Here is a 19,684-nt window from a genome sequence, read left to right as displayed (position 1 = left end):
CGAGGAGACGGCTCAGTCTATATAGCCTAGGGCGTCTTCGATGCGGCCGAGTTCGGGGCCAGTCGTGTCTTCGCCGACGATGTAGCCGTTGTCGTTGGCGACGAGGCCGGAGCCGACGAGGGGGGCACCATAATTTATGGTGCCGATGTCGGCGGGGACGCCGAGGGCGTCCTCGACGGCGTCGAGTTGGTCGTCGGTGGTCTTGGGGTGGCAGAGGACGCCGCGGTTGTTGGCGACGGCGGCGGCACCGACGGTGCGGGAGTCGCCGAGGCGGCCGCGGGTGGCGGGGACGCCGAGGGCGTCCTCGACGGCCTGAAGGGCGTCCCGGGAGAGGTCGGGGTGGACGTACGCGCCGGTGTCGTTGGCGAGGACGACGTTGCCGGCGGCGTTCACGCGGCCGGGGAGGGTGCCGACGGTGAGGTCGGTGGCGTCCGTGAGGCGGTCGCGTTCCCGGTCGCGGAGGCGGCTGGTGGCGAGGAGGCCGGTGGAGTTCCCGGTGATGAGGCTGCCGACGGTCGAAGAGCCGCCGATGGTGGTGCGGACGACGGGAGCGTCGAGTTCGTCTTCGACGTCGGCGGCGAGGCTATCGGAGAGGTCCGAGCGGGCGACGACGACGCCGTCGGTCGCTCGGGCGAACACACCGACGTACGGCGAACCGGAGAACGACGCGCGAAGCAAGAGTGGATTACTCGTCTGCGTACTCGGCTTCGACGACCGTTTCGCCCTCTTCGGTGAATCGGGCGGCTCGGACGCGGACCTTGCTCGGCGGGTTCTTGTTCCCGCGCGCCCAGACGGCCTCGTTGATGGAGGGGTCGAGGCGGACTTCGTCCTCGTCGACGGCGAAGTTCTTGGCGAGGTGCTCGCGGATGAGCGTCGTCGCTTTGCCGGCGCGTTTGTGTTTCGGCTCCGCCTTGACGTCGCGGAGCGGGACGGTGACGATTCGTTCTTCGAAGTCGCTTGCACTCATCGTTATTCGTCCGTGTCGCTACGCCGCCAGTTGCGGCGTTTGGGGTTGCGCTGCACGTCGCGGTCGGTCTTCATCATGACCCACGCGGGGACGCGGCTGTTCTGGCGCTCGAGCTTCGCGAGACGCTTCTTCTTCGCCTTCGACTTCTTACCCATAGTGCCCGCCACTACCCCTGCCGGGCTTAAAACCTTGTTCTTCTCGTCCCGCGAGACGCGGCGGGTTCACTCCGTGAGCGGGAAGGATTCCTTCGTCTCGTGGACCGCGCCGTCCGCGGTGAGCGTGCTCTCCGTGAGCGTGAGTTCGGTGACGCGCATCCGGCCGGCGACGGGGTGCGTGTTCTCGACGCGGTCGACGACGCGGGCTTTCCCGCGGGCGTCCTGCATGCGTGCGAGCGTGACGTGTGGCGTGAACTCGTGGTCTTCGCGCTCGAACCCCTCCGCGGCGAGCGCGTCGTCGATGGCTTCGTGGAGCCGAGTGAGTTCGCGGCTGCCGTCGTCGACGCCGAGCCAGACGACGCTGATGTAGTCGAGGCTGGGGAAGACGCCGAGCCCCTCGAACGACGCGTCGAACGCGCCGACATCGATGGCTTCGACGGCGTCGGCGACGGTTTCGCTGACGGTGTCGGCGCGGTCGGCGTCGACGTCGCCGAGGAACTTCACCGTGACGTGCGCCTGTGTGGGGTCGGTGAAGGAGAGGCCGCCGGCGTCGGCGAAGGACTCCTGCACGGTGGCGACGGCGTCGCGGAGGTCGGGCGAGAGGTCGAGAGAGACGAATAGTCGCACGGACGTGTTTTTCGTGCGTAGCCCTTAACCAACTCGCCGCGCTAAGGAGAGTGATGACTGAGCGAGACCAGCCGGAGCGGCGAGACCACCGCTTCTCGGAGGGTGAGGGGTTCGAGGAGCCGTACGAGGGGTTCGACTTCGACCCGCCGGAGCTCGACGTCGACCCGTCGACGGTCGACCCGGTGGACAGCCGCGTGGTCACCGACACGCTCGACGAGCGGAACGTCCGCGCGGAGGACGTCGACTCGGACGCGCTCCTCGACGTCGGCCTGAACTACATGGGTATCAATCGCTTCGAGCAGGCCGCGGACGCCTTCGAGCGCGCGGCGCGCTACGCCGACACGGAGAACGAAGAGCAAGAGGCGTGGGTGAACAAGGGCGTCGCGCACGGCCAGATGGAGGAGTGGGACGACGCCATCGGCGCGTACCGCGAAGCCCTCTACGTCGACTCCGACGGCGAGTTCGCGGCGGAGGCGGAGACGAATCTTGCCTATGCGCTCTGGGAGTTCGGTGAGGACGAGGAAGCCTTCGAGCACGCGGAGAACGCGGTGCGCGTCGACGACCGCCTGCCGCACGCCTGGTACAACCTCGGCTACATCCAGAACGAGCGCGGCCAACACGAGGACGCGCTGGAGTGCTTCGACAACGCCATCCGCCTCGGCTTCCGGCAGGCGGACGTCTACGAGGAGAAGACCCGCGCGCTCGACGAGCTCGGGAGAGAAGAAGAAGCTGAGGAGGCCCGCAAGCAGGCCGAGGAGATGCGTCAGCAGCAAGAAGAACGCCTCGTCGACCAATGATACTGACGGAGCGCGAGACGAACGAGGGCCTCCTCGTCACGGTCTGCGACGCCGACATCCTCGGCGAGACCTTCGAGGAGGACGGCGTCACCATCGACGTCACCGAGGAGTTCTACGGCGGCGACGCCGCCACGACCGACGCCGTCACGGACGCGCTCACCCGCGCGAGCGTCGCGAATCTCGTCGGAACCCACACCGTGGAGTTCGCCATCGAGGAGGGGTTCGTTGACGAGAACGTCGTCCTCGACGTCGACGGCACGCGGCACGCCCAACTCCTCGCGGTCTAACTGCGCTCCGGAGACCCGCGACGCGGAACCGTAACACCGGGGAGTACTCCCCGTATCGAAGCACTGTAGACCCTTCGTCCCCTCTCGTTAGGCAATGAGTCAGAGTTCGAGCGCGCTCGACGTGGCGGCGCTCCGCGAGGACTATCCCGTGCTCGACCGGGAGGTTTCTGACGGCGTCCCGCTCGTCTACTTCGACAACGCGGCGACGACGCAGACCCCGAAACAGGTCGTCGACAGCATCGTCGACTACTACTACAACTACAACTCGAACGTTCACCGCGGCATCCACCAGCTGAGTCAGGAGGCGTCGGTGGCGTACGAAGAGGCGCACGACCGCATCGCGGAGTTCGTCGGCGCGTCCGGCGGGCGCGAGGAACTCGTCTTCACGAAGAACACCACGGAGAGCGAGAACCTCGTCGCGTACTCGTGGGGGCTGAACGAACTCGGCCCCGGCGACGAAGTCGTGCTCACGGAGATGGAGCACCACGCCAGCCTCGTCACCTGGCAGCAGATCGCGAAGAAGACGGGCGCGACGGTGCGCTACATCCCCATCGACGACGACCAGACCCTCGACATGGACGCCGCGAAGGACATCATTGGTCCCGATACCGCGCTCGTCTCCGTCGTCCACGTCTCCAACGTCCTCGGCGCGATCAACCCCGTGAGCGAACTCGCCGACCTCGCACACGAGCAGGACGCGCTCATCTTCGTCGACGGCGCGCAGGCCGTCCCGAACCGCCCGGTCGATGTGGAGGCCATCGACGCCGACTTCTACGCGTTCAGCGCGCACAAGATGGCCGGCCCCACCGGCGTCGGCGCGCTCTACGGGAAGAAACACCTCCTCGCGGACATGGAGCCCTTCACCTACGGGGGCGAGATGATCAACCGCGTCACCTACGAGGACGCCACCTGGGCGGACGTCCCCTGGAAGTTCGAAGCCGGCACGCCCGTCATCAGCCAGGGCATCGCGTTCGCCGAAGCCGCCGACTACCTCGACGAAATAGGGTTAGAGCGCATCGCCGAGCACGAAACCCACGTCACCGAGTACGCCTACGAACGCCTCGCCGAATACGACGACGTCGAGGTCTACGGCCCGCCCCTCGGCGAAGAGCGCGGCGGCCTCGTCGCCTTCAACGTCGACGGCATCCACGCCCACGACCTCTCCAGCATCCTCAACGACCACGGCGTCGCCATCCGCGCCGGCGACCACTGCACCCAACCCCTCCACCAGAAGATGGACATCGCCGCCAGCGTCCGCGCCTCCTTCTACCTCTACAACACGAGAGAAGAGGTCGACGCCCTCCTCGACGGCATCGACGACGCCATCAGCATCTTCAAGTAAACTACCCCACCCTACTCGCTCGGTCCATACGGACCTCGCTTCGTTGAGGGGGGCTTTGATGTGGACTCCCGGCAATCAGGCTTCGACAATACGTCGGTGCCCGTCGCCGTTCAACGCCCCACCAGTTATACGCAGGTCTACTTCTGCGTCTCCGCTCCCCGGCGTGGGCGAGGAATTCACCGCGTCGCTTCTCGAACTCGCGGCACCAGTGGTCGTAGTCGTCCCCGTTCCAGAATGTGCCGGTCGATGAGACGGCGAGACTGTTGACGCCGAGGTCGATACCGAGGACCGTTTGGTCGGGGTGCCCGGTATCTTCCGGAACCTCGTCGTCGTCCCCAGAACGCGGAGCGTTCTGGTGTGCGGACGAGACGGAGGTCTCGTCAACGCCGTCTATCCGCCGCGTCGAGATGTTAAGGTAGAACTCGTCGGTCGCCGCGTCGAGATGTTAAGGTAGAACTCGTCGGTCGCCGCGTCGTACCGAAGCGTACTCTCGCGGAACTCGTAGTCCTCCGAGAGAACGTACTGGTCGTAGGGCGTCGGGCTGTTTGCCGGGAGAACGAACGAGGGTTCGACCCGACCCCGGAGGGCGTGTGTCCACGCTGCGGCGACGACACGGGAGAACGAACGAGGGTTCGACCCGACCCTCAACAGTTGCCAGCGATGCCTTGTTACGGTAGACGGTCGCGCTCCGCGTGTCGTAGTCCATCGTCTCGGCGGAGAACGTGGGGCAAGAGACGCGCTGTCCCTTCTCCCACCGTTCGACAACGCCTGTGACGGGTTCGACGGCGCGACGAATGGCAGCTTAGACGAGTTGTGCCTGTAGATCCGTCTCCTCTCGGAGTTCGGCGTAGAGCGCGTCCCGGACCTGCCGTTTGTTGGTCTTGCACTCGCTGTATGAAGTGTCGGACCAACAGTAGTCGGCGGTTCGGTTCGCGCAGTACAGGTATTGCTCGGCGGTTCGGTGGAGTGCGTCGCGTTGCTCGTCGGAAACGGCGAGTTTCACGACGGCAGTTCGACGCACATCCAGACATCAGAGATGGGGCGACGGTACTTATAGATTCGCGAGTCGGTCGGTCGCAGTGTGTCGGTTTCCTCTCCGGCCTACTCGCTCCCTTCGCTACACTTCGCTCGCGCTTGGGCCTCGCCCTTCAGGCGAGTGAATCGCGAACCTACCGGGCTCTCCGAGCCGCTCGGCCGTCGGACGCCGGTCAGTGGTACGTTTCAGGTGCGTAGCTCTTCGCCGAGGTAGCCTTCGACGAGGAGGAAGACACTGTAGCCGACGGTCGCTTGGACGCCGGCGAGCGCGAAGACGAGCGGCGGTGTGACGTCCGCGCGATTGAGCGCGACGAGGACGCCGAGCACGAGGAGGAGGTTGAGGAGCGTCGCGGCGAGATGCACCATCTCCGCCACCGTCTCGACCTGCCGCGGCTCGCGGTCGACCGACACCGTGAGCCCACCATAGCTGTACCAGGCGAGCGCCGCGAACCCGAGAAGCGACCCCGTGATGTACGCGACGACGTCGACGTGCGTCGGCACGCCGAACTCCGCGATGAGGAACGCCCCACTCCCCCAGATCGTGAGCGTGTACCCGTACGCCCACGACTCGTCGAGCAGCGTCCGCGCCAGCCGGTCCCGATGCCCCATACGCCCGGCTTCACCGCCGCCCCACTAAGCCGTTCAGGCCGAACCAACTGAGGGTTCAAGTACGAGAACGCGGCCAGCTCGACCCGTGACCTGACGGCCGCTTCGGGGCCGACCGCGAAACCCCGCCGGCGCGCGGCCCCGAACCCGACGAGTGCCGGCGTGAACGCCCACCAACGGACCGAACAGCGAATCACTCCGCACGCCCGGGGCCTCACGGGTCACTCCGTTCCCCGTTCGGCTATTCAGTCGGGCCTCCCTATCGGTCGGCGCGACTCACTCCTCGCGGGTCGCTCTGCTCCCCGTTCGGACTGGTAGTTGTCCCGACCGTGGTCGGGACAACCTACTCCTCGAACACGAAGGTCCCGTCCTCCTGCACGGTCTCGCCGTCGACTTCGATGCGGGAGTCCTCGCTCATGTCGACGATCATGTCGACGTGGGTGGCGGAGTCGTTGCGCTCGACGTCGTCGGGGACGCACTCCTCGTAGGCCATGCCGACGGCGAGGTGGACGGTGTCGCCCATCTTCTCGTCGAAGAGCATGTTGTAGGTGAAGCGGTCGATGTCGCGGTTCATCCCGATGCCGAGCTCTCCCAGTCTCCTCGCGCCGGGGTCGGTGTGGATGACTTCGCCGAGGAGGTCTTCGTTCTTCGACGCGCTGTACCCCGTGACTTCGCCGTTCTCGAACTCGAGGTAGGCGTCCTCGATCTCCTTCGACTGGTGGTAGAGCGGGAGGTCGAAGAGCACGGTGCCCTCGACGGAGTCGGGGACGGGCGCGGTGAAGACTTCGCCGCCGGGGAGGTTGTTCTCGCCGTAGTCGTTGAGCGTCTTCATCCCCGAGACGGACATGGTGAGGTCCGTGTGGTCGCCGGAGACGATACGGACCTCGTCGGCGGGGTCGAGGATTTCGACCATCTGCGCCTGATGTTCGCGCTGTTCGTCCCAGTCCTTGTTCACCGCGTCGTAGACGAAGTCCGCGTACTCGGCGGTGCTCATGCCGGCGAGCTGCGCGTCGGCGGGCGCGGGGTACTGGGTGAGCACCCAGGTGGTAGAGAGGAGTTCGTGTCGGGTCTCTTGGATGGCTTTCTGGTAGGCGGCGGATTTCCCGCTGGCGACGTCGGCGCGCTCGGTGACGTTCTCGTGAGCGCGGACGCGGATGGTGGCGTCGCTGGCTTCGTAGAGCGCCTGGAGGTGGTCGGGGTTCGCGAGGTCGTCCTCGTCGGCGTGTTTGAGGTAGGCGCGGGCGGCGCGGTCCGCCCCGAGGGAGGTATCGCCGCCGTACGTCATCACGGGGGTCGCGCCGACCTGTGCGAGCTCCTCGTAGATGGCGACGGCGAGGTCCTCGGCCACGGGCGGCGCGGAGACGACGACGGTGTCACCGGCGCCGATGTCCGCGGAGTGGTGGACGAGCACTTCGGCGTGGTCGCGAATGCGGGGGTCCATACCCGCTAGATGCGGGGACGCGAGGGATACCGTTTACGACCACGCGCGGGCGAAAGAAATACCGCGGGCGTGCCGCGACGAGAGCGTTTTTCCGCGCGCGAGTCGGAGAGAGCGGTATGATCGACTTCCGAAGCGACACGGTGACGCAGCCGAGCGACGCGATGCGAGCGGCCGCGAAGGACGCGGAGACCGGCGACGACGTCTACCTCGAAGACCCGACGGTGAACGCGCTGGAGGCGGAAGCCGCCGAACTGGCGGGAACGGAGGACGCGCTCTACGTCCCGTCGGGGACGATGGGGAACCAGATCGCGGCGAAAGTCCACACCGAACACGGCCAGGAGGCGCTGGTAGAGGCAGAGAGCCACGTCTACCACTACGAGCTCGGCGGGTTCGCGACGCACGCGGGCCTCCAGACGAAGCCGTACGACGGCGCGGGGAACGGCGTCCCGACGCCCGCGCAAGTCCACGAGAAAGTCGTCCCCGAAGGCCTCCACGAGGCCGGCACGGGCATCCTCTGCCTGGAGAACACCCATAACCGCATGGGCGGGACCACCGCGACGGTCGCCGAGGTCGAAGCCGCCGCCGACGCCGCTCACGAGCACGGCGTCCCCGTGCACGTCGACGGCGCGCGTATCGGGAACGCCGCCGTCGCCCTCGGCGTCGACATCGCGGACCTCGCCGAGCCCGTCGACTCCGTGATGTTCTGCCTCTCGAAGGGGCTCGGCGCGCCCGTCGGGTCGATGCTCGCGGGCAGCGAGGCGTTCGTCGAGGCCGCCCGCCGCGAGCGCAAGCACTTCGGCGGCGGGATGCGCCAGGCCGGCCTCATCGCCGCCCCCGGCCGCCTCGCCCTCGACAACGTCGACCGCCTCGCCGAGGACCACGCCAACGCCCGCCGCCTCGCCGCTGGCCTCGACAGCCTCGACGGCCTCTCGGCCCCTGAACCCGACACCAACATCGTCCTCGTCAACACCGAGAACACCGGCATGACCGCCGCCGACTTCCTCAGCGAGTGCGAGGAACGCGACGTCCTCGGCGCGGAGTTCGGCGACTACACCGTCCGCTTCTGCACCCACCTCGACGTCGACGAAACCGACGTCGACGCCGCCATCGACGCCGTCGAACAGATCGTCTAAGCGCCTGCGACACCGCACCGAATCTCGCTATTTCCGGCCGCTTTCCGCGCCGACAGCCAACCGGTTTCTACGCGTCGCGCTGGCTCGCGGGTCGTTCCTCCCCGCTCGCCTTACCGCGGTTCGGACTGAGCGAGCGGAGCGAGCGAGGGAGAACCGCGTTATTTCTGGGTATCTTCGAACCCTTCGCGGAAGCTGAGGAGGGTGCGGCGGATCATGAGGTAGCAGAAGAAGACGAAGGCGAGGAAGACGACGATGAGGGCGATCGCCACGGGGTCCATGCCCGGTGGTTGCGGCCGTGGCGGCGTAACAGTTTCGCCGGTCAGGCGTCGAGGGAGACGGTGAACTCGTCGAGGACGTCGCCGTTGCGGTGGACGATGCGGCCGTCGAGGGCGTCGCCGTCCCGGCGGAGTTCGGCGTGAGTGGGGTGGCCGCCGCGGGGGTCGGCGTGGCTGCCGGGGTTGAGGAGGACGGTGTCGTCGGTCTCGGTCGCGCTGGCGCGGTGAGTGTGGCCGGAGACGACGAGGTCGGCGTCGCGTTCGCGGCCGAAGAGTGCGAGGCCGGTCGCGCCGCCCCGCTGGCGGTGGGTGACGGCGACGGTCGCGCCGTGCGTGGTGACGACGCGAGCTTCCGGGAGACGCTCTCTCACCGCAGGGGCGTCAGCGTTCCCGTGGACGGGGTAGAACTCAGGGGCGGCGTCGTGGAAGGCGTCGAGGGCGGCGGGGGTGGTGAAGTCGCCGGCGTGAATCACGGCGTCGGCGTTCTCGACGGCGGTCTTCGCCGCGCCGGCGAGTTCGTGGCCGCTCTGGCTGTGCGTGTCGGAGAGCACGGCGAGCATACTCGAGAGATCCGGCCGGGGGCGTTGTAGTCGTTTCCACCGGCGGGCGGTCTCCCCGGGCGTTCAAGTGTGCGCCCGAAGAAGGCGTGGATACATGGCTGAGAGTAAATCCGTGGTGCTCGCGGCGCTCTTCGCGAACGCGGCCATCGCGGTCGTGAAGTTCATCGGGTTCTCCCTGACGGGGAGTCCCGCGATGCTCTCCGAGACCTACCACTCTATCAGCGATACGGGGAACCAGATATTCCTCCTCATCGGCATCCGGCACGGCGCGAAGACGGCGACGCGCTCGCATCCGTTCGGGTACGGGAAAGCGCAGTTCTTCTACTCCTTCCTCGTCTCCGTCCTCCTCTTCGGCATCGCGGGCTGGGAGTCCGCGAGCCACGGGTATCACGCGCTCACGCACGGCGAGACCGGGCAGATCCTCGGCGGCACCGTCACCCTGCTGGGGTCGACGTTCCCGGCGGTCTACGTGAACTACACAGTGTTGCTCGCCGGCATCGTCTTCGAGAGCTACGCGCTGACGAAGGCGTACCGGGGGATGCGACTGGACATCGACCGCCACGGGTGGAGCGGGCTCGTGGAGGCGTTCAAGAAGACGAGCAACGTCACGACGCTCACGGCGTTCACGGAGGACACGGTCGCGGTGCTCGGGCTCGGGACGGCGCTCGTCGGCGTCTTCCTCACGGAGTACACGGGGAACCCGGTCTACGACGCGTCGGCGGCGCTCATCATCGGACTCCTCCTGATGGGCTTCGCGGTGGCGCTCGCGCTGGAGAACCAGCGCCTCCTGCTCGGCGAGAGCCTGCCGCGCGACGAGGAGGACAAGCTCCGAACGGTCGTGGAGCGGACGGACGGCGTCGACCGCATCGTCGACTTCCGCACGGTCTACTTCGGGCCGAATCGCTTACTCGTCACCGCGGACGTCGAGTTCGACCCGGCGCTCGACACCGGGAGTATCGACTCGAAGATCACCGACATGGAAGAGCGCATCGTCCACCAGAACCCGGCCGTGAAGAAGGTCTACATCGAGCCGGAAGTGTAGCGACCCGCGAGTTTTTACGTCGAGGCGACCAATTCGTTCGTGATTGTGGCCGCGAGCGATTCGAACCCCGAGTTCCTGCGGTTCTTCCCGAAGCCGTCGCCGTACGACAATCAGTCGGCGGCGATGGCGGAGATCAGCGACGCGCTCGACGAGGGCCGCGACGTGCTCTTCGAGGGAGCGTGCGGGACGGGGAAGACGCTCGCGGCGCTCGCGCCCGCGCTGGAGTACGCGCGGGAGACGGACAAGACGGTCGTCATCACGACGAACGTCCACCAGCAGATGCGGCAGTTCGTCCGGGAGGCCCGCGAAATCAACGACGAAGAGCCGATCCGGGCGGTCGTCTTCAAGGGGAAGGGGTCGATGTGTCACATCGACGTCGACTACCAGGAGTGTCAGGTGTTGCGCGACGAGACCTACGAGCTCGTGGACGCGGAGCGCGACCTGGAGAGCTTAGAGCAGCGCCAGCAGGAGCTCCTCGACGCGGCGAACGAGGGCGACGACGCGGCGGTGGAAGCGCGGCAGGCGGTGATGGACGAACTCGAAGGCGTGCGCGCGGACGTCGAGGACCTCCGGGAGGGGTCGACGTGCGAGCGGTACTACAACAACCTCCGGGAGGACACCGACGAGTTCTACGAGTGGCTCTACTCGGGCGTGCGGACGCCGGAGGACGTCTACGAGTACGCGGAGCAGGCGGGGCTCTGCGGGTACGAGCTCCTCAAGGACGGGATGGAGGGCGTGGACCTCGCGGTCTGTAACTACCACCACCTCCTCGACCCGGGTATCAGGGCGCAGTTCTTCCGCTGGCTGGGCCGCGACCCGGAGGACGTCGTCGTGGTGTTCGACGAGGCGCACAACGTGGAGGACGCGGCGCGCGAGCACGCGTCGAAGACGCTGACGGAGAATACGCTCGACGAGGCGGTGGGCGAACTCGACGAGAGCGACGACCCGCGTGCGGCCCACGCGCGCAACGTCGTGTCGGCGTTCCGGGACGCGCTCAGAGACACCTACGAGTCGGCGCTCTCGCAGTACGAGTTCGAGCAGGTGGAGGAGAACTGGCGGGACGTCCCGGTGGCGAACGAGCGGAAACGCGACGACCTCACCCTGAATTTCTTGCAGGCGTACTCGGGGCGCGGCATCAGCAAGGACGTCGACGACGCGCGGGCGCTCGGCTCCGAGTTGGACGAGCAGTACGAGGACGCGTATCGGAACGGGGACGCGGCGACGCGGCAGGACTGTCAGACGCTGCAGGCGGCGGAGTTCATCGACGCCTACCTCACCGACGGCGACGCGCTCGGCCAGTATCCGACGGCCGCAGTGCGGCGGGACGCCGGGACGAACGAGGTGTACGGGCGCGCGGAGCTCTACACGTGCATCCCGAAGGAGGTCACCATCGACCTCTTCGATTCGGTGCACGCGAGCGTCCTGATGTCGGCGACGCTCCGCCCGTTCGAGGTCGTGGGCGAGTTACTCGGCCTGGAGGACCCGGTGGAGATGGCGTACGGCCTCCAGTTCCCGGAGGAACACAGGCGAACGTTCACCGTCGACACGGAGCCGTTGTTCTCGTCGGCGCGGGAGGACCGCGCGGTGCAAGAGGAAGTTGCGGGCGTGCTCCGCGACATGACGCGATTCACGCCGGGGAACACCCTGTTGTTCTTCCCGAGTTACTCGGAGGCGGAGCGCTACCACGGCCTCCTCGGCGACGTCGAGGAGACGAGATACCTCGACCGGCCGGGCGTGAGCGCCGAGGACCTCCGCCAGGAGTTCGTCGCGGGCGACGACGGCGTGCTCTTCACGAGCCTCTGGGGGACCCTCGCAGAAGGCGTTTCCTTTGACGGGGACGACGCCCGGAGCGTCGCGGTCGTCGGCGTCCCCTACCCCCATCTCGACGAGCGCGCGGAAGCGATTCAGGACGCCTACGACGAGACGTTCGACGCGAAGGACGCCGGCTGGAAGTACGCCGTCGAAGTCCCGACAGTGCGAAAGACGCGGCAGGCGCTCGGGCGCGTCATCCGCTCGCCCGACGACTTCGGGGTGCGCGCGCTCGTCGACCGCCGCTACACCGCCAAGAGCCGAACGGGGATGAAGAAATACTCGGTGAACATGTCCTTCCCGCCGGAGGAGCGCGGGGAGATGGTGGACATCGACCCGTCGAAGCTGAAGTTCGCGATGCTGAACTTCTTCTCCGACATGGACGCCTGGGGACCGAACGGGCCGCCGACGCCCTGAGCGGGCGAGTATTCGTCGTTATTCGTCGATGCGGGCTTCGGTGCCGGCGAGCAGCTCGATGACCTGCATGACGCCGGAGTTGTCGTCGCGGCCCATGTCGTTCGCGGCCATGCTCTTGTAGAGTTCGTGGGCGAGTTCGGTGAGCGGCATGGGTGAGTCGTAGGCTTGGCCGGCGTCGGTGGCGATGCGGAGGTCCTTGTACTGGTAGTCGGCGAAGAAGCCGGGGTCGAAGTTCCCGCGAATCATGCGGGACGCGCGGTTGTCGAGCGTCCAGCAGCCGGCCGCGCCGCCGGAGATGGCGTCGACGACGGCCTGGAGGTCCGCGCCGGCGTTCTCGGCGAAGACGAGGGCTTCGCTGACGCCGACCATCTGGGCGGCGACGACGATCTGGTTGCAGGCTTTCGTCGTCTGACCGGCCCCGCTGGGCCCGCAGTGCGTGACGGTGTCGCCCATCGCGTCGAAGACGCCGCGGCAGGCGTCGAGGACAGCGGCGTCGCCGCCGACCATGATGGAGAGCGAGCCCTGAATCGCGCCTTCTTCGCCGCCGGAGATGGGGGCGTCGAGCATGTCGACGCCGAGGGTTTCGAGGTCGGCGGCGAGCGCCTCGGTGGCGAGCGGGCTGATGGTGGAGGTGTCGACGTAGACCATGCCCTCGCTGAGGCCGTCGAGGAGGCCGTCGTCGCCGCGGACGACGCGTTCGACGGCGTCGGTGTCGGGGAGGCAGGAGACGACGATGTCTGTCTGTTCGGCGACGGCGGCGGGAGTGTCGGCGGTGTCGCCGCCGGCGGCTTCGAGTTCCTCTTCGGGTTCGGGCGAGCGGTTGTGGCCGACGACGTCGTAGCCGGCGTCGAGGAGGTTCTTCGCCATCGGGAGGCCCATGATGCCGAGACCGACGAAACCCACAGTGGGACGGGACATACCGGGTGGTCGGCGGCCGGCGTCAAAAGTGTTCGAGTGCCGGCCAGTCGTCGAGCGGCGAGACGAGCCGGGAGGCGAGAGACGCGGAGCGGGTCGGTGTGACGAGCGGCGGCGGTCAGGCGGGGAGGGGGATGGCTTCGATGCGTTCGTGGTGGCGGGCGTCGTAGAGTTGGAGTTCGGAGACGGCCCAGGTGACGGGTTCGAAGTCGGCGGCGAGGACGCGGTCGACGGCGTCCTGCGGGCCGTCGCGGGCGAGGGTGACGTGGGGGGTGTAGTCGTCGCCTTCGAGGTGCTCGACGGTGCCGAGTTCGGCGGCGAGGTGGCGGTGGAGGCGGAGGAGTTCGGGGCTCTCGACGGCGAGGTAGACGAGGGGGCCGGGGCCGCGATGAGGGTCGGAGAAGACGCCGCATCGGCTGATGCGGACTTCGAAGGGGGCGGCGGTGTCGCGGAGGGCGGCTTTGGCTCGCTCGGCGGCGCGGAGGTAGTCGCGGCGGGTGTCGGCGTCGAGGCGTTTGAGGAGGAGGGAGTGGTGTTGGCGGATGCGGTCGAAGCCGACGAGGGCGGGGCGGAGGTCGCGGACGAGGGAGCGGACCTCGCCGGGAAGCGGGGCGTTCAGGCTGTACACGCTTCCGTGTCGGCGCTCGCCGACTGAAAGGATGACGCTCCAGAGTGTGGGTATTGTTACCTCGGTCGGCCGGTTTTGGGGATGGCGGAACGGCTAAGTGGGCTGCGCCAATACGAACGGGTAACGATGCAGACGCCCGCTACTCACAGCGTCGCCACGCCGGTCAGCGTGGCGTCTGCCGCTTCCTTTTCGCCGGTGCGACGACGACGACCGGGGTCCCAGTAGACCCCATCTTATTCCGCACGAACATCCGGTTCGTTCCGTCTCCGTCGCACCGCTCGCTGACTACGACCCCACAGATCACAACACATGACTGAGAAAGTCGCGCTCGCCTTCTCCGGCGGGCTCGATACGACCGTTTGCGTCCCGCTGCTGAAAGAAGAGTACGGCTACGACGAGGTTATCGGCGTCACCGTCGACGTCGGCCAACCGGAAGAGGAGTTCGAGGAGGCCTACGAGACCGCGGAAGCGCTCGGCCTCGAACACCACGTCCTCGACGCGAAAGCCGAGTTCGCGGAGCTCTGCTTCACGGGCGTGCAGGCGAACGCCGACTACCAGGGCTACCCGCTCGGGACGGCGCTCGCGCGCCCCGTCATCGCGGAAGCCATCCTCGAACTCGCGAGAGAAGAAGGCTGTACGGGCGTCGCGCACGGCTGCACGGGGAAGGGGAACGACCAGCTGCGCTTCGAAGCCGTCTGGCGCTCCTCGGATATGGAGGTCATCGCGCCGGTGCGCGAACTCGGCCTGACGCGCGAGTGGGAGGTCGAGTACGCCGCCGACCACGACCTGCCCGTGCAGGGCGGGAAGGAGGGCGTGTGGAGTATCGACACGAACCTCTGGAGTCGCAGCATCGAGGGCGGCAATCTCGAAGACCCGGGGTACGTGCCGCCGGAGGAAATCTACGAGTGGACGGCGAAGGAAACAGACGAGACGGAGCTCGTGGAGATCACGTTCGAGCAGGGGATTCCGACGGCGGTCGACGGCGAGGAGCTTCCGCCCGTGGCGCTCATCGAGCACCTGAACGAGAAGGCCGGAAAGCACGGCGTCGGCCGCACGGACATGATGGAGGACCGCATGCTCGGGCTGAAGGTGAGAGAGAACTACGAGCATCCGGCGGCGACGACGCTGCTGAACGCGCACAAGGCCCTGGAGGGGCTGGTGTTGACGAAGGACGAGCGCTCGTTCAAGGAGGAGGTGGACGCGGAGTGGTCGGAGAAGGGCTACGAGGGCCTGGTCGACCACCCGCTGACGAAGGCGCTGGAGGGCTTCATCGAGACGACGCAGGAGAAGGTGACGGGAACAGTAACGGTGAAGTTCGAGGGCGGGCAGGCTCGCCCGGTGGCGCGTGAGAGCGAGTACGCGGCGTACTCGGAGTCCGCGGCGTCGTTCAACACGGAGACCGTCGACGGCATCGAGCAGGCGGACGCGACGGGCGTCGCGAAGTACCACGGCTTCCAGGGACGCCTCGCGAACGCGGCGGCGAAGCAGGCGCAGGAGAAAGAGTCGCTGACGACCGACGGCGGCGCAGAGGACGAGTGAGATGAGCGAGGGGTCGGAGCCGGCGTCGACGGCGGTTCGCCGCGACCGCTTCAGCGGCGGCCCCGCGCGCGACTTCCTCTCCTCGATGGGCGCGGACGACCGCATCTTCCAGGCGGACCTCGCGGTGGACCGCGCGCACGTCGTGATGCTCGCCGAGCAGGGAATCGTCGAGGAGGACGACGCGGCGAGTATTCTGCGCGCGCTCGACGACGTCGAGGCGAGCGGGTTCGGCGCGCTGCCGGACGGCGAGGACGTGCACGAGGCCATCGAGACGGCGGTCATCGAGCGCGTCGGGCCGGACGGCGGGAAGATGCACACGGCGCGCTCGCGGAACGACGAGGTGGCGACCTGCATCCGCTATCGGCTGCGCGAGGACGTCCTCGACGCGGTCGAACAGGTCGTCGCGTTCCGCGAGGTGCTCGCGGACGCCGCGGAGGCGGAGGCGGAGACGGTGATGCCGGGCTTCACGCACTTACAGCCGGCGCAGCCGACGACCGTCGGTCACTACCTCCTGTCCTACGAGCGCGCGCTGGCTCGTGACACGGCGCGCCTCCTCGACGCGTACGAGCGCGTGAACCAGTCCCCGCTCGGCGGGGCGGCGTTCGCGGGCACGCCGTTCGACATCGACCGCCAGCGCACCGCAGAGCTGCTCGGGTTCGACGGCGTGGTGGAGAACGCGACGGACGCGGGGTCGGCGCGCGACTTCCTCTTCGAGACGACGAGCGCGCTCGCCGGTCTCTCCCTCACGCTCTCCGGGCTCGCAGAAGACCTCGTGATTTTCGCGAATAAGGGTCTCGTCGAGCTGTCGGACGACTACTCGTCGACGTCGTCGATCATGCCGCAGAAGAAGAACCCGGACACGCTGGAGCTCGTCCGCTCCGTCGCGGGCGACGCGGCGGCGGGCCTCCAGGGCCTCCTGACGACCCTGAAGGGCTTGCCGAGAGCCTACAACCGCGACCTCCAGAACGCCACGCCGCACGCGTGGGGGGCGGTGGACGCGGTGAGCGAAGCAGTGGAAGTGGCGGCCGGCGCGGTCGCGACCGCGGAGTGGCCCGCGGAAACCCTCGAAGCGGAGGCGGAGAAGGGCTTTTCCTGTGCGACCGGGGTGGCGGACGTGCTGGCGATGCACGGTGTCCCGTTCCGGACGGCGCACGAGGTCGTCGCGGACGCGGGCGAGGCTGGCGGCGACCTCGACGCCGTGGCGGCGGCGTGCGAGGACGTGCTCGGGAAGCCGCTGGGCGAGGTCGCGGACGTCGAGGCGGTGGCGGCGGCGCTCGACCCGGCGTCGAACGTCGCGATGCGCGACTCGCGCGGCGGCCCCGCTCCGAGCGCGGTGGAGCAGACGCTCGGCGTCGTCGCGAGCGACCTCGCGGCCGACGCGGACGAAGCGGAGGCAAAGCGCCTCGCGCTCGACGCGGCGACGGATCGTCTCGACGCGGGGGTCGATTCGTATGAGTGAGCGGCTTCGACGACCGCGACGACGACGAATGCCGCCCCGTCCAGGGGCTACTGTACTACTCTCCGACATAGAGAACGGATCGGTTCCGAACGCTTCTTCCCGGTTTTTCTCCGGGTAGCAGCCGCCACGCGTTTTTATAACTATTCGAACAAGTCCGGAAGGTATAAGTCTGTGTCCGGGGTATCTCTGTCCGTATGACAGCATGCCCCGAATGCGGCGCGGACGTCGCGCTGCACGACGACGCTGAGACCGGTGAAATCGTGGACTGCGCCACCTGCGGCGCGGAGCTCGAAGTGACGGGAGTGGACCCCGTCACGCTCGAAGAAGCGCCCGAGCTCGCGGAGGACTGGGGCGAATAAGATGAACGTCGGCATCCTCTACTCGCGCATCCGGACGGACGAGAAACTCCTGCTCGGCGAGCTGCGCGAACGCGGACACGAGGTCGCCAAAATCGACGTGCGCGACCTCGAACTCACCGTAGGGGATGCCCCCGAGGCGTTCGACGGGCTCGACGTCGTCCTCGACCGCTGTCTCGCGACGAGCCGGTCGACGTACGCGACGGAGTTCCTCGACTCCTACGACGTCCCCGTGGTGAACTCCGCGGAGACCGCGGCGATCTGCGCGGACAAAGCGAAGAACAGCATCGCGCTCGAGAAGGCGGGCGTTCCGACGCCCGACACGACCGTGACGTTCACCGCGGACGCCGCGCTCTCCGCCATCGAATCCTACGGGTATCCCTGCGTCCTCAAGCCCGTCGTCGGGTCGTGGGGGCGGCTGATGGCGAAGATCGACTCGCGGAGCGCCGCCGAAGCCATCCTGGAGCACAAGGAGACGCTCGGCCACTACGAGCACTCCGTCTTCTACGTCCAGGAGTTCGTGGAGAAGCCGGGACGCGACATCCGCGTGCTCGCGCTCGACGGCGAGCCGGTCGCGGCGATGGCGCGCAGTTCGGACCACTGGCTGACGAACGCCGCGAAGGGCGCGGACGTCGAGGCGTTCGACCTCGACGCGGAGGCGGAAGCGCTCGTAGAGCGCGCGTCCGCGGCGGTCGGCGGCGGCCTGCTCGGCGTCGACCTCATGGAGACGGGAGACAGCTACACCGTCCACGAGGTGAACCACACGGTCGAGTTCAAGGCGCTCGACACCGCGACGGACGTCGACATCCCCGGCGTCGTCGTCGACTGGCTCGAAGCGAGAGCCGACGACGACACCGCGGCGGAGGTGGTCGCGTGACCCTCGCGAGACGGTCGCGTTCGCGCTTCGACTCGCGGCCCCACGCGAACCGCGGGTGGTTCGCGTGACGACCGTCGTCGCGGCGTCGGGCGACCTCGCGGAGGGCGCGGTCGTCGACATCGCGCACTTGCACGCGAACGGCGAGCGCGTCGCCGTCGTCGCCGAGGACGCCGTGCCGGCGCTCACTGCGGTCGGTGTGCCGGTTCGCGCGACGGCCGCGGGCGAGGCGGCCGCGGCGCTCGCCGACGGCGTCGTCCCCGTGGTCGCGGGCGTGTCGGGCGCGGGGCTCGCCGCGACGCTCGACGCCGACCTCGTGACGGTGGACGCGGAGACGCCGCATCGGACGCCCGTGCTCGACGCGCTCGCCGCGCGGGGCGCAGTCTGAAACGGTGGCGCGACTCATCGACACATGACCGACGCGCGAACCCTGCTCCGCGACCTGGTGGAGATTCCCTCGGTGTCCGGCGAGGAGGACGCGTGCTGTGCGCGCCTCGTCGAGTTCTTCGAGGAGCACGACCGCGAGGTCTTCCGCGACGACGTCGGGAACGTCCGCGCGCCCGCGGACGACCGCGTCCTCCTGACGAGCCACATCGACACCGTTCCGGGCGACATCCCCGTTCGAGAAGCGAGCGGCGAGCTCTGGGGGCGCGGGAGCGTGGACGCGAAGGGACCGCTCGCGGCGATGGCCGCCGCGGCCGTGCGGACCGGCGTCTCGTTCGCCGCCGTCGTCGGCGAGGAAGCCGACTCGCGGGGCGCGCGCCACCTCGTCGACGTCCGCGACGAACCGGCCGCCGTCGTGAACGGCGAGCCGTCGGGGTGGAACGCCGTCACGCTCGGCTACCGCGGCCTCACGAAGGGCGCGTACACCGCCGAGACCGACTCGGAGCACACGAGCCGCCCGGAGCCGAACGCGCTCGAACACGCGATGGCGTGGTGGGCGCGCGTCTCGGCGGCCTTCGACGCACAGGAGTCGGTGTTCGAGGAAGTGACGGCGAAACCCGTCTCGATGCGCGGCGGCGTCGCCGACGACGGCCTCGCCTTCGAGGCCAGCGTCGACGCCTCTTTCCGCGTGCCGCCGAGCGAGACCGTCGAGAGCGTGCAGGCGCGCGTCGACGCCGCCGTCGAGAGCGGACAGGTCGAGTGGACGGAACACATCCCGCCGGTGATGACGTCGCCGCGGAGCCCCGTCGCGGGCGCGCTCCGCGCCGGCATCCGCGACGCCGGCGGCGAACCAGCCCACCTCCGGAAGACGGGGACGAGCGACATGAACATCTTCCACGGCGCGTGGAGCTGCCCGATGGCGACCTACGGCCCCGGGGACTCCGACCGCGACCACGCGCCCGACGAACGCATCGCCCTCGACGACTTCGACCGCGCGGTCGACGTCCTCGAAACCGCCGCGCAACGACTGTGACGC

Annotated in this window: 22 protein-coding genes and 1 pseudogene; 12 read left to right on the top strand and 11 right to left on the bottom strand. The window is 68.2% G+C overall.

Annotated features, from left to right (window positions below; translation table 11 throughout):
• Window positions 1-12 precede the first annotated feature (12 nt).
• The 4 genes from IEY26_RS00735 to thpR form a co-directional block, all read right to left on the bottom strand.
• Complete coding sequence (locus IEY26_RS00735) at window positions 13-678, bottom strand: translation initiation factor IF-6 (RefSeq protein WP_188974837.1); 666 nt, start codon at window positions 676-678, stop codon at window positions 13-15.
• 7 nt (window positions 679-685) lie between these two features.
• Window positions 686-967, bottom strand: coding sequence for a 50S ribosomal protein L31e (locus IEY26_RS00730; protein ID WP_188974835.1), 282 nt, complete (start codon window positions 965-967; stop codon window positions 686-688).
• A 2-nt stretch (window positions 968-969) separates the two neighbouring features.
• On the bottom strand, window positions 970-1,122 hold the full coding sequence (locus IEY26_RS00725) for a 50S ribosomal protein L39e (protein ID WP_188974833.1): 153 nt from the start codon (window positions 1,120-1,122) through the stop codon (window positions 970-972).
• Between the two features lie 66 nt (window positions 1,123-1,188).
• Window positions 1,189-1,749, bottom strand: a complete 561-nt coding sequence (gene thpR / locus IEY26_RS00720) for an RNA 2',3'-cyclic phosphodiesterase (protein WP_188974831.1) — start codon at window positions 1,747-1,749, stop codon at window positions 1,189-1,191.
• Window positions 1,750-1,802: 53 nt separating this feature from the next.
• On the opposite strand from thpR, the gene IEY26_RS00715 reads away from it, so the two are divergent.
• From IEY26_RS00715 to IEY26_RS00705, 3 genes are all read left to right on the top strand, one after another.
• Window positions 1,803-2,546 carry a tetratricopeptide repeat protein gene (locus tag IEY26_RS00715; protein ID WP_188974827.1) on the top strand — a complete coding sequence of 248 codons (744 nt, stop codon included), beginning with the start codon at window positions 1,803-1,805 and terminating at the stop codon, window positions 2,544-2,546.
• Window positions 2,543-2,833: a DUF424 domain-containing protein gene (locus IEY26_RS00710; protein WP_188974825.1), complete on the top strand. Its 291-nt coding sequence runs from the start codon at window positions 2,543-2,545 to the stop codon at window positions 2,831-2,833. Before IEY26_RS00715 ends, IEY26_RS00710 begins: the two co-directional genes overlap by 4 nt.
• Before the next feature lie 94 nt (window positions 2,834-2,927).
• Window positions 2,928-4,175 (top strand): aminotransferase class V-fold PLP-dependent enzyme, encoded by a 1,248-nt coding sequence (locus IEY26_RS00705; RefSeq protein ID WP_188974823.1) that lies wholly within the window; start codon window positions 2,928-2,930, stop codon window positions 4,173-4,175.
• A 124-nt stretch (window positions 4,176-4,299) separates the two neighbouring features.
• Here IEY26_RS00705 and IEY26_RS17770 read toward each other — a convergent pair.
• The 3 genes and pseudogenes from IEY26_RS17770 to IEY26_RS00690 all read right to left on the bottom strand — a co-directional run.
• Window positions 4,300-5,202: pseudogene (locus tag IEY26_RS17770) on the bottom strand (hypothetical protein); the annotation flags it as partial.
• A 194-nt stretch (window positions 5,203-5,396) separates the two neighbouring features.
• The gene (locus IEY26_RS00695) at window positions 5,397-5,819 is read right to left on the bottom strand and encodes a hypothetical protein (RefSeq protein WP_188974821.1); all 423 of its coding nucleotides are present in this window, start codon (window positions 5,817-5,819) and stop codon (window positions 5,397-5,399) included.
• A 340-nt stretch (window positions 5,820-6,159) separates the two neighbouring features.
• Complete coding sequence (locus IEY26_RS00690; protein WP_188974820.1) at window positions 6,160-7,257, bottom strand: aminopeptidase; 1,098 nt, start codon at window positions 7,255-7,257, stop codon at window positions 6,160-6,162.
• A 116-nt stretch (window positions 7,258-7,373) separates the two neighbouring features.
• Between IEY26_RS00690 and IEY26_RS00685 the strand changes: the two genes are divergently transcribed.
• Window positions 7,374-8,390 carry a threonine aldolase family protein gene (locus IEY26_RS00685; protein WP_188974818.1) on the top strand — a complete coding sequence of 339 codons (1,017 nt, stop codon included), beginning with the start codon at window positions 7,374-7,376 and terminating at the stop codon, window positions 8,388-8,390.
• A 158-nt stretch (window positions 8,391-8,548) separates the two neighbouring features.
• Here the strand turns inward: IEY26_RS00685 and IEY26_RS17825 are convergent, their stop codons facing one another.
• Together IEY26_RS17825 and IEY26_RS00680 are read right to left on the bottom strand one after the other, a co-directional pair.
• On the bottom strand, window positions 8,549-8,668 hold the full coding sequence (locus tag IEY26_RS17825) for a DUF7859 family protein (RefSeq protein ID WP_449405264.1): 120 nt from the start codon (window positions 8,666-8,668) through the stop codon (window positions 8,549-8,551).
• 41 nt (window positions 8,669-8,709) lie between these two features.
• On the bottom strand, window positions 8,710-9,225 hold the full coding sequence (locus tag IEY26_RS00680) for a metallophosphoesterase (RefSeq protein ID WP_188974816.1): 516 nt from the start codon (window positions 9,223-9,225) through the stop codon (window positions 8,710-8,712).
• Between the two features lie 94 nt (window positions 9,226-9,319).
• On the opposite strand from IEY26_RS00680, the gene IEY26_RS00675 reads away from it, so the two are divergent.
• Both IEY26_RS00675 and IEY26_RS00670 read left to right on the top strand, forming a co-directional pair.
• Complete coding sequence (locus tag IEY26_RS00675) at window positions 9,320-10,267, top strand: cation diffusion facilitator family transporter (protein ID WP_188974814.1); 948 nt, start codon at window positions 9,320-9,322, stop codon at window positions 10,265-10,267.
• 45 nt (window positions 10,268-10,312) lie between these two features.
• Window positions 10,313-12,493, top strand: coding sequence for an ATP-dependent DNA helicase (locus IEY26_RS00670; RefSeq protein WP_229773867.1), 2,181 nt, complete (start codon window positions 10,313-10,315; stop codon window positions 12,491-12,493).
• 18 nt (window positions 12,494-12,511) lie between these two features.
• Here IEY26_RS00670 and IEY26_RS00665 read toward each other — a convergent pair whose 3' ends face one another.
• Together IEY26_RS00665 and IEY26_RS00660 are read right to left on the bottom strand one after the other, a co-directional pair.
• Window positions 12,512-13,411: an NAD(P)-dependent oxidoreductase gene (locus IEY26_RS00665; protein WP_188974812.1), complete on the bottom strand. Its 900-nt coding sequence runs from the start codon at window positions 13,409-13,411 to the stop codon at window positions 12,512-12,514.
• A 115-nt stretch (window positions 13,412-13,526) separates the two neighbouring features.
• Window positions 13,527-14,036 carry a 2'-5' RNA ligase family protein gene (locus IEY26_RS00660; RefSeq protein ID WP_188974810.1) on the bottom strand — a complete coding sequence of 170 codons (510 nt, stop codon included), beginning with the start codon at window positions 14,034-14,036 and terminating at the stop codon, window positions 13,527-13,529.
• 309 nt (window positions 14,037-14,345) lie between these two features.
• On the opposite strand from IEY26_RS00660, the gene IEY26_RS00655 reads away from it, so the two are divergent.
• From IEY26_RS00655 to IEY26_RS00630, 6 genes are all read left to right on the top strand, one after another.
• Window positions 14,346-15,575 (top strand): argininosuccinate synthase, encoded by a 1,230-nt coding sequence (locus tag IEY26_RS00655; protein ID WP_188974808.1) that lies wholly within the window; start codon window positions 14,346-14,348, stop codon window positions 15,573-15,575.
• Between the two features lies 1 nt (window position 15,576).
• Window positions 15,577-17,034, top strand: coding sequence for an argininosuccinate lyase (argH, locus tag IEY26_RS00650; protein ID WP_188974806.1), 1,458 nt, complete (start codon window positions 15,577-15,579; stop codon window positions 17,032-17,034).
• Between the two features lie 194 nt (window positions 17,035-17,228).
• Entirely contained in the window at window positions 17,229-17,393 is a 165-nt protein-coding gene (gene lysW, locus IEY26_RS00645; RefSeq protein ID WP_188974804.1) for a lysine biosynthesis protein LysW, read from the top strand.
• 1 nt (window position 17,394) lies between these two features.
• Window positions 17,395-18,267, top strand: a complete 873-nt coding sequence (gene lysX, locus IEY26_RS00640) for a lysine biosynthesis protein LysX (protein WP_188974802.1) — start codon at window positions 17,395-17,397, stop codon at window positions 18,265-18,267.
• A gap of 64 nt (window positions 18,268-18,331) precedes the next feature.
• Window positions 18,332-18,652 carry a hypothetical protein gene (locus IEY26_RS00635; RefSeq protein ID WP_188974800.1) on the top strand — a complete coding sequence of 107 codons (321 nt, stop codon included), beginning with the start codon at window positions 18,332-18,334 and terminating at the stop codon, window positions 18,650-18,652.
• Between the two features lie 24 nt (window positions 18,653-18,676).
• Window positions 18,677-19,681 (top strand): [LysW]-lysine hydrolase, encoded by a 1,005-nt coding sequence (locus IEY26_RS00630; RefSeq protein ID WP_188974798.1) that lies wholly within the window; start codon window positions 18,677-18,679, stop codon window positions 19,679-19,681.
• The last annotated feature ends 3 nt before the right edge of the window (window positions 19,682-19,684 follow it).

The organism is Halocalculus aciditolerans (assembly GCF_014647475.1).
Taxonomy (GTDB): domain Archaea; phylum Halobacteriota; class Halobacteria; order Halobacteriales; family Halobacteriaceae; genus Halocalculus; species Halocalculus aciditolerans.
Note: the sequence above shows the minus strand (reverse complement) of the source record. Positions and strands in the feature narration are given on the sequence as shown.

Excerpts from the sequence above, each read along its gene's own strand:
- IEY26_RS00730 (WP_188974835.1), bottom strand. The coding sequence starts at position 967 with ATGAGTGCAAGCGACTTCGAAGAACGAATCGTCACCGTCCCGCTCCGC.
- IEY26_RS00725 (WP_188974833.1), bottom strand. The coding sequence starts at position 1,122 with ATGGGTAAGAAGTCGAAGGCGAAGAAGAAGCGTCTCGCGAAGCTCGAG.
- IEY26_RS00715 (WP_188974827.1), top strand. The coding sequence starts at position 1,803 with ATGACTGAGCGAGACCAGCCGGAGCGGCGAGACCACCGCTTCTCGGAG.
- IEY26_RS00710 (WP_188974825.1), top strand. The coding sequence starts at position 2,543 with ATGATACTGACGGAGCGCGAGACGAACGAGGGCCTCCTCGTCACGGTC.
- IEY26_RS00705 (WP_188974823.1), top strand. The coding sequence starts at position 2,928 with ATGAGTCAGAGTTCGAGCGCGCTCGACGTGGCGGCGCTCCGCGAGGAC.
- IEY26_RS00695 (WP_188974821.1), bottom strand. The coding sequence starts at position 5,819 with ATGGGGCATCGGGACCGGCTGGCGCGGACGCTGCTCGACGAGTCGTGG.
- IEY26_RS00690 (WP_188974820.1), bottom strand. The coding sequence starts at position 7,257 with ATGGACCCCCGCATTCGCGACCACGCCGAAGTGCTCGTCCACCACTCC.
- IEY26_RS00685 (WP_188974818.1), top strand. The coding sequence starts at position 7,374 with ATGATCGACTTCCGAAGCGACACGGTGACGCAGCCGAGCGACGCGATG.
- IEY26_RS17825 (WP_449405264.1), bottom strand. The coding sequence starts at position 8,668 with ATGGACCCCGTGGCGATCGCCCTCATCGTCGTCTTCCTCGCCTTCGTC.
- IEY26_RS00680 (WP_188974816.1), bottom strand. The coding sequence starts at position 9,225 with ATGCTCGCCGTGCTCTCCGACACGCACAGCCAGAGCGGCCACGAACTC.
- IEY26_RS00675 (WP_188974814.1), top strand. The coding sequence starts at position 9,320 with ATGGCTGAGAGTAAATCCGTGGTGCTCGCGGCGCTCTTCGCGAACGCG.
- IEY26_RS00665 (WP_188974812.1), bottom strand. The coding sequence starts at position 13,411 with ATGTCCCGTCCCACTGTGGGTTTCGTCGGTCTCGGCATCATGGGCCTC.
- IEY26_RS00655 (WP_188974808.1), top strand. The coding sequence starts at position 14,346 with ATGACTGAGAAAGTCGCGCTCGCCTTCTCCGGCGGGCTCGATACGACC.
- argH (WP_188974806.1), top strand. The coding sequence starts at position 15,577 with ATGAGCGAGGGGTCGGAGCCGGCGTCGACGGCGGTTCGCCGCGACCGC.
- lysW (WP_188974804.1), top strand. The coding sequence starts at position 17,229 with ATGACAGCATGCCCCGAATGCGGCGCGGACGTCGCGCTGCACGACGAC.
- lysX (WP_188974802.1), top strand. The coding sequence starts at position 17,395 with ATGAACGTCGGCATCCTCTACTCGCGCATCCGGACGGACGAGAAACTC.
- IEY26_RS00630 (WP_188974798.1), top strand. The coding sequence starts at position 18,677 with ATGACCGACGCGCGAACCCTGCTCCGCGACCTGGTGGAGATTCCCTCG.